Origin of the sequence: Janthinobacterium kochi, from assembly GCF_051380715.1 — a bacterium.
In the GTDB taxonomy this organism is placed as follows: Bacteria; Pseudomonadota; Gammaproteobacteria; order Burkholderiales; family Burkholderiaceae_D; genus Janthinobacterium.
This window is the reverse complement of record NZ_JBNYXO010000029.1, coordinates 1-7,461: the sequence shown is the minus strand read 5'-3', so window position 1 is coordinate 7,461 and position 7,461 is coordinate 1. Positions and strand designations below refer to the sequence as shown.

General features: G+C 52.4%; 8 protein-coding genes and 1 pseudogene. All 9 read right to left on the bottom strand.

Translation table 11 applies throughout. The features are described 5' to 3' along the window. Window positions 1–300 (bottom strand): annotated as a pseudogene (locus ACQ4WL_RS27490) (DUF4123 domain-containing protein); the annotation flags it as partial. Between the two features lie 25 nt (window positions 301–325). Beyond that, entirely contained in the window at window positions 326–2,251 is a 1,926-nt protein-coding gene (locus tag ACQ4WL_RS27485) for a T6SS phospholipase effector Tle1-like catalytic domain-containing protein (protein WP_436512878.1), read from the bottom strand. Beyond that, window positions 2,248–2,451 (bottom strand): hypothetical protein, encoded by a 204-nt coding sequence (locus tag ACQ4WL_RS27480; RefSeq protein ID WP_436512877.1) that lies wholly within the window; start codon window positions 2,449–2,451, stop codon window positions 2,248–2,250. Before ACQ4WL_RS27480 ends, ACQ4WL_RS27485 begins: the two co-directional genes overlap by 4 nt. Continuing rightward, window positions 2,448–3,071 carry a DUF3304 domain-containing protein gene (locus tag ACQ4WL_RS27475; protein ID WP_436512875.1) on the bottom strand — a complete coding sequence of 208 codons (624 nt, stop codon included), beginning with the start codon at window positions 3,069–3,071 and terminating at the stop codon, window positions 2,448–2,450. The genes ACQ4WL_RS27480 and ACQ4WL_RS27475 overlap by 4 nt, the downstream gene beginning before the upstream one ends. Then, on the bottom strand, window positions 3,068–3,466 hold the full coding sequence (locus ACQ4WL_RS27470) for a hypothetical protein (RefSeq protein WP_436512873.1): 399 nt from the start codon (window positions 3,464–3,466) through the stop codon (window positions 3,068–3,070). Before ACQ4WL_RS27470 ends, ACQ4WL_RS27475 begins: the two co-directional genes overlap by 4 nt. Window positions 3,467–3,696: 230 nt before the next feature. Next, window positions 3,697–4,320 (bottom strand): DUF3304 domain-containing protein, encoded by a 624-nt coding sequence (locus ACQ4WL_RS27465; protein WP_436512871.1) that lies wholly within the window; start codon window positions 4,318–4,320, stop codon window positions 3,697–3,699. 68 nt (window positions 4,321–4,388) lie between these two features. Continuing rightward, on the bottom strand, window positions 4,389–6,611 hold the full coding sequence (locus tag ACQ4WL_RS27460; protein WP_436512869.1) for a phospholipase effector Tle1 domain-containing protein: 2,223 nt from the start codon (window positions 6,609–6,611) through the stop codon (window positions 4,389–4,391). Further along, window positions 6,559–7,014 carry a DUF3304 domain-containing protein gene (locus tag ACQ4WL_RS27455; protein WP_436512867.1) on the bottom strand — a complete coding sequence of 152 codons (456 nt, stop codon included), beginning with the start codon at window positions 7,012–7,014 and terminating at the stop codon, window positions 6,559–6,561. The genes ACQ4WL_RS27460 and ACQ4WL_RS27455 overlap by 53 nt, the downstream gene beginning before the upstream one ends. 146 nt (window positions 7,015–7,160) lie before the next feature. Next, the coding region (locus ACQ4WL_RS27450) for a DUF3304 domain-containing protein (RefSeq protein ID WP_436512865.1) at window positions 7,161–7,461 on the bottom strand (301 nt) is incomplete at its 5' end.

The following is a 7,461-nucleotide window of genomic DNA, read 5'->3' as shown; positions in this document are numbered from 1 at the left end:
CGCGTGACACTCGGCCGGAGTGCCGGAATGAAACAGGTCCGGCTGCACATCATGCAGATTGGCCAGGATGGCGTCGGCCTCGGCGATATCCACCAGGGCGGCAAAGGCGCTGTCGCTGAGGGGAAATTTATCAAACTCCGCAGGGACGGGACTGGGCTGCGCCTCGCCCTGCCAACTGATCAGGGAGCCATCGCGCCGCAGCGACCACCAGCTGTAGATCGGGCTCAGTAAATGCGCAGACTGCGTTTCAGTCAAGGCTGCCAGCAAGGCCGGCAATGTGCGGCTATCGGCCGAGCGCACGGGTAGCTCAATGACTTAGCTTGCCTTACACCGTCTTCGCTTGCTCCACCGCATCGACAGATCTGTGATGGGCAATCGCGATACCGCGCTGTTCCTTGTGCAAAACAGGCAGCATGCCCGCATACTGAGCACCCGTCGGCTTGAAGCTATCCGATCCCATGTAAATCCGCCGGAAACGCAAGTAGCCACCGCCCATGAGTTTGCTCTCGCGTCCGCCCTTGTCCGGCTCGATCGCATCCATTTCATTTTCGGTGCCTTTGACCGCTTTGTATCGCAGCAATTGCTCTTTTTCAGCCTTGCTCAAATTATAGGGATTGGGTTTACCAGGGTCGGCATCCGGTCCGCTCTCCCAGTCACGGGCTCGCTCTTCCTGCGCCACAAGCAATTCCAGCGCATACCACAAGTCGGGAATGTCTTTCCCCAGCGGTTTGAACCACGCGCGCGAGTCATGTACGAACTGTTCAAAAAAATTGCTTACTTCGGCAGGTAGCGCCGGTTTGTCCCAAAATTCGGCGATGGGTTTCCATTCGGGATTACGGGGTTGCCCTCTACCGTTGGTCGTGCGCTGATCGATGCGCCACTTCTCAAAGCTAGCAACCTCTTCCTCCAGCTCTTTGTCCGCCATCGTGAGATCAGTAAAATCGAATTTCCCGCTTTTATAGCTTGTTGCCAGATTCTTGACATTCGGCAAATCTCCCATCTTGCCTAGCACTTTCTTGCGCCACTGTATGTACAGCATGTGCTGGAATTCCATGACCCTATGGAGCCGCAATGATGGCTCAGCTCCTTGCTGCGCATGGCAAAAGCCGATATACGCATTGAAGGTGGCTATTGTGCGCGGATCGATGCGAAAGGCCCGCTTCGTCTTTTCACTGGCCTCTTCCAGCTTCAGCGGCACCCCAGCCACGCGCGCCGCCCGGTACATCGTGGCCAACGTAATGCGCGACATCAAGTCGCCTCCGCTTGGATCTGTACCGCGCCCTTGTTCTTGCGGCAAATAGCCGCCTCCGATGTCCGAGTGAACGCCAGGAAAAACAATTTCCGTGCAATTGGCGGGAATATTGCCCAGGTGAGCAACGGAGTCCAAGGGAAAAGACCGGCGCACTTCATGCGCCGACACCAGATGCAGGCACTTGCTTGGCCCCGGTGCCGTGGGTATTTTGAGCGACACTTCGGTGTCGGCCCAGCCACCATGTCCGTCCACCACCACGTTCAGGAGGGGTGCTGAAGCCGCCAAGCCAACCGAAGCGACGGTATCGAACAGGCCCATAAAGTCAAACGTCACCTCAATGGTGCCAATACTTAACTTACGCTCCTTGAAGTCCTTGATAACGGCGAGTTGCGCAGCCTGGTTGCATAGTTGCGCATCCAGCTGGCATAACCAGATAAACCAGTTGGCAAACGCGCGCGCTTCGGCCGCGCCGCGCGAAAAACCGAACATCGACACGAAGATATTGAGCACCCTGCCCTTATTGACGCTCTTCGGCGGCGCATCGGTTGGCACAAATGGCCGCAAATTGCTGTGCAACTTTTGCAAGGCCAGCGTAAAAGCGTTCACCAACGCCTGTGAAGGCTGCACTTTGCTGGGTAAACTGAGCGTATTGAAGTCCTTTTTAAACGCCTTATCATCCACCAAAGGAGCATCGGTATAATATCTGTGCACATTATTGAGTGCTTCCACCAATGCCCAGATGATGCGATTCTCCCCCTTGTACGCAAAAGCCAGGCCACGCGCCCGGTCGCTGGTGAGGGCGCTAAATCCCTCCCCCGTATCGCCAACCTCATCGAAACGTGTGCCGACCCCGGGGACGTAGGTGCGGAAATAACTCTTGTGGTATTTTGTTTCCAAGTCCGGCCAGGCATCGCTGCCATGCGTGTCTTTACCACCGGGAAATGCGTGATACAAGCGCGCCACATTACTATGCGAATGAAATGCCAGATCCCGTTTCATATTATTATTGGTGCCGTCGAAAAAGAAACCGAAAAACAGATTCGCATCGCATGAGGGGGGGGAAAGCCTGGGGCGGGGCATTCCCTTTTTTTGACTAAATCACCTAATATTTTCAGTTCTATCTCGTCATCAAAAAACTTAGCTGAATCTGCTGGCTCATTTTTCTCAGCAGAATAAATAGCGGCCAAAAATGCAGTCATGGATGCATTCCCTCAAGACTTTGGATGAGTTTCTTCTTATACTCAATTACATCTTTTAATTCATCAATTTCAGTAGCCGTCATCTTATTGCTATTACGTTCCAATCCTTTTTCCATAGTATCTAACCATTTTTTTTCCAATTCTATTTTTGCCTTACGACGCTGTGCCCGATACTCCTTCGTCGGCACCGGATACCCCTTGATTTTTCCCGGCCACTCCGGTCGGCTCGGTCCGTAAAGCGACACCACGGCACCCACGCTGCCATCTTCATAGACGATCAGCCAGATATCGCCTCCCTTCCCATCCGGATACGGTGGAACACTGACCGTCTCGCGATGAAAGGTTGGGTCCGGGGACAACTGATAAACCACCACCACCTTCAAATCCGCATGCCACTTTTCCGGCACGCTGAAACAGCATATCGATCCGCCCTGCCCGTATGGACGAATCGAATCGCCACCGCCGCCGCTGTTGGTATTGCCCGGATTTTCAACCGCGATGTAATCGACTTCGCGCGAAGAATAATTCAGCGCCTGAATGCTCGCGGCGATGGCGACGCCGTGTAAACATGCGGCCAGCAAGAGGCCTCGCCATAGTTGGTGCTTGAGTAAGGTATTCATGATTTCATCCCTATGCATAAATGGCCAAGACTCAGCGCGCGGGCCTTGACGCTCTTGCTAACGGTCAGTTGCGCTTCCAACTTGCAGTTCTTTTTAAACGTCTTATCGTCCACCAAGGGGACATCGGTATAATATCTGTGCACATTATTGAGTGCTTCCACCAATGCCCAGATGATGCGATTTTTACCCTTGTAGGCAAAAGCCAGACCGCACGCCCGGTCGCTGGTGAGGATGCTAAATCCCTCCCCCGTATCGCCAACCTCGTCGAAGCGCGTGCCGACCCCGGGGACGTAAGTGCGGAAATAACTCTTGTGGTATTTTGTTTCCAAGTCCGGCCAGGCCTCGCTGCCATGCTTATCTTTACCACCGGGAAATGCACGATACAAGCGCGCCACATTGCTGTGCGAGTGAAACGGTACATCCCGCTCTATATTATTATTGGTTCCATCGAAGAAGAAGCCGAAAAACAGATTCGCATCGCATGAGGGAGGAAATCTTATGGAAGGGCATTCTCTTCTTTCAGTAATTTTTTCAATTTTTGATAGTTCTGTTTGCCTGTCAAAAAACTGAACTAAATCCGATGGTTAATTTTTATTAGCAGGATAAATATCAGCCAAAAATGCCGTCATGGTTTGATATCCTCCAGATATTTTATAAGATTTTTCTTACGCTCAATTGACTCTTTAATATCAATAATCTGATCAGTTGACAACGCACTAGCATCCTCTGTCAAACCCTTCTCCATAGCGTTCAACCAAGCCTTTTCTCTTTTTATTTTTTCCTTGCGACGCTGCTCCTGATATTCTTTCGTTGGTACCGGATACCCCTTGATTTTTCCCGGCCACTCCGGCCGGCTCGGTCCGTAAAGCGACACCACGGCGCCCACGCTGCCATCCTCATAGACGATCAGCCAGATATCGCCTCCCATCCCATCCGGATACGGTGGAACACTGACCGTCTCGCGATGAAAGGTTGGGTCCGGGGACAACTGATAGACCACCACCACCTTCAAGTCCGCATGCCACTTTTCCGGCACGCTGAAACAGCATATCGATCCGCCCTGCCCGTATGGACGGATCGAATCGCCACCGCCGCCGCTGTTGGTATTGCCAGGATTTTCAACCGCGATGTAATCGACTTCGCGCGAAGAATAATTCAGCGCCTGAATGCTCGCGGCCATGGCGACGCCGGGTAAACATGCGGCCAGCAAGAGGCCTCGCCATAGTTGGTGCTTGAGTAAGGTATTCATGATTTCATCGCTATCTATAAAATTGTCGGATGAATCCACCCGGCTCCAGCCACGCTGAAATCACCGCCCTATGCGAGCGCCTCGATCCGCGTTGCGTAGCGCTGCTGCGCCAGGTACATCTCTTCATCGGCTTTGGCTTGCGCAATATCCTGTATCAAGTTTTCGCTCCACACAAATTCTTCGGGTGCTTCTTTCGCCTGAATGCCGGCCGTCGGCATGCGTTGCAGTTCCTTCTCGTGCACGCTTTTCCTAAAGAAGCCGCTTTGCGGGTAATAGCCACGGCGCAGGATATAACCGCCACCCTCGCGCCGCGTATAGGTTTGCGTGGTGATCAGCCTGCTACGCATGTCGGCGCTGTCGGCATCCGTACGGATCGGATATGGAGTGCCATACTGCGCTTCCTTGACCAGCGCTTCCTCTTCCGGCGTCAATGCTTCGCCATTCTTTTGTTTCAGTTGCGCGGCTTCCGTCTTCCGGCTCAGTTCATACGCGCGTTTATAAAAGCCGTCTTCAGGCGGTTTATTGCCAAACGAGGCGATCCTGGCCCGCTTGTCGTATTCCGTTACTTCGCCCGCCATATAAAAGCCGGCCAGGGAATCGTGTACATAGTCGTCAAAAAAACGCATCACTTCGGGCGGCAGCGGTTTGGGGTGATCGAATATATCGAGCGCAAATTCTTCCCATTTGTCCAAGGGCGTGTGATTTTGGGCCCGATAATATTGCCAGTGGTTGATGCGCGCAATATCCCGGGCGCTGAACGGTTTATCCTCATCACTATGACGGAAGGCTTTGCGCGCGCGCAGCGCTTCCAGATCGCCTGCCAGCAAGCGGTTGTAGGAACCCAGATCCTCCCGCTCTTGCGCGCTGGCCGCCTTGAAGCTGGCCGTGGATTCCAGGGTCTTGACGCGCACCGCGCGCCAGCGGTAATACAGCTCCATGTGCTTGCTCAGCAAGGCGCCTTGCTTGTTAAGCTCGGCGGTATATGCTTCCCATGCCTTGGCAAGCTCTTGACTGACCTGGAAATCATCCTGATCGCGAAGTTCCAGTTCGCTGAACGGTATCAAGGGCACGCCCTTGAGGCGCGCCTCCTTGAACATATGCGCCAGCGGGATTTGCGACAGCAAGGCCGCTTGTCCGCCACGCCCCTTTCCCTGCTCGCCCGGACCATAGCCGCCCCCGACGTCGGAGTGCACGCCAGGAAAATATACTTCCTCGATTTTCCCTTCCAGGCGCGTGACGGGAAAATTCATGCGCTGCTCATGCGTGGCAATACAATGCAGACCTGCCTGGACGCAGGATGGCAACGGCTTGAGCAATTCATTGGCCCAGGCCCAATGGCCATCGAACATCGCGCCAGGCGCAATCGTGGTTTTCGCTACAGACGCCGAGCTGCCCACGGTTGCCACCGTGTCAAAGACGCCAAGAAAATCGATGCTGGCCTGGATGCCGGCAAACTTCTGCACCTCACCTTCGCCCGGCTTGAGCAAATCGGCAAACAGCTGGCAAAACGCCACCGCCTCGGCGGCGCCACGCGAAAAACCGAACACGGACAAGGTCAGCGATGGAATATGCGGCTTGGGTTGTGCCGCCATCGCCTCCTTTAGTTTTTCAATATGCTCAGCGAACCAGTCAGAGTGGGTCATGAAGCGCTCCCTGCCAGTCGAGGGATGCGGCACCTTTTTGTGGCCTACGTCATTATCATAAGTACGGGCAAGTTCGCCAGCCTTATCTGATTTATATAGTGGAGTTTCATCTCCGTATACCGTTCGATGAATTGCATTTAAAACCTGCAACAATCCCCATATAATACGCGGCTGCCCCCCTCTGGCAAAAGCCTTCCCCTCGTCTGATTCAGTTAATTCGCCAATTTCCTTAAATGGCGTTCCCACGCCAGGAATGTAATATGAATAATATCCGCTCTTTTCACCAGGATATGCTAAAAACAGCCGAGCCACATTACTATGACTGGCATCATTGGCGTCTACCACAACATTATTTATAGGAATAGGCTTCTTCGTTCTCGGATCGAGCACGCCTGTCCTAACCCCATTCCTATCGCGCTCCAGGTTATTATTGGTGCCATCAAAGAAAAGTCCAACCCTCACAGGAATACTACACGGCGCTTCATCTTTATTTTCACACAATATCTTAGAAATCTTGGATTGTTCAAGCGCCGATGGATCAAGAAAAAAATCGACAGGAAACGGCGCGGAAGTGGGAGTTTCGCTAATCATAATATCAAGGAATATTGGCAGGTTTTCCGGAATGAAGAATAGGATGAGTTTTCCCACGCCCTCCTGCATTTGAAACAACCACTCTCACTTCGTCATTGGAAAAAAAATGCATATAGATATCACCCGGCTCATCGTATTTCTCCACTTCCACCATTTTTTCTTTGACAACATCGGTATGCCCTTCAGGCATATTCCACCGCACCAGGACTTTCATTCCCGGATACCACACTCTCGGAATGGATGTGCAGCAAATATTGGCAAGCCCCGCACCCCATCTGGCCATATTCCCCCCTCCCGCCCCATCAACCGATGCGGAATAAATATACTTCCCCGTATGATTGACAATACCCACCTGCGCCGTCGCGGTAGGACTTGGGCCGGCTTGCTCAACCTGCCTGGCCTTGAGGGCGCAGCCACTCAACAGCAAGGCAGTGCCAAGATACATAATCCATTTCATCATTTTCACCTTATAGAAAATGCTACGTCATTTTTCACTTTACCGCCACATAGGGCAATAGAAAACATAGAACTCCCACGCGTCGTAGATGGTTTAAGAAAAACCAGGAAAAGGTGCAAGAGTGGAGTTTCATTGATCGCAATAAACCTCTAAGGATTGATATTTCCCGGTTTTCCATAGTGACGTATCGGATGAGCAGTGCTATATCCGGGGTAAATTGAAACCACAACCCTAATTTCATCGTTTGGAAAAAAATGGATATAAATACTTCCTGTTTCATCGTATTTTTCCACTTCCACCATTTTTTCTTTAATAATATGTTTTAGTCCATCCGGCATATCCCACCGCACCCGAACCATCATTCCCGGATACCACACTCTCGGGATAGAGGTGCAACAGATTTCTGCTCCCCCCGCTCCCCATCTGGCCATATTGGCGCCTCCCGCCCCA

Bases quoted from the DNA above. Each gene is read 5' to 3' on its own strand.
- ACQ4WL_RS27485 (WP_436512878.1), bottom strand. From the start codon at position 2,251: ATGAAACGGGATCTGGCATTTCATTCGCATAGTAATGTGGCGCGCTTG.
- ACQ4WL_RS27475 (WP_436512875.1), bottom strand. From the start codon at position 3,071: ATGAATACCTTACTCAAGCACCAACTATGGCGAGGCCTCTTGCTGGCC.
- ACQ4WL_RS27480 (WP_436512877.1), bottom strand. From the start codon at position 2,451: ATGACTGCATTTTTGGCCGCTATTTATTCTGCTGAGAAAAATGAGCCA.
- ACQ4WL_RS27455 (WP_436512867.1), bottom strand. From the start codon at position 7,014: ATGATGAAATGGATTATGTATCTTGGCACTGCCTTGCTGTTGAGTGGC.
- ACQ4WL_RS27465 (WP_436512871.1), bottom strand. From the start codon at position 4,320: ATGAATACCTTACTCAAGCACCAACTATGGCGAGGCCTCTTGCTGGCC.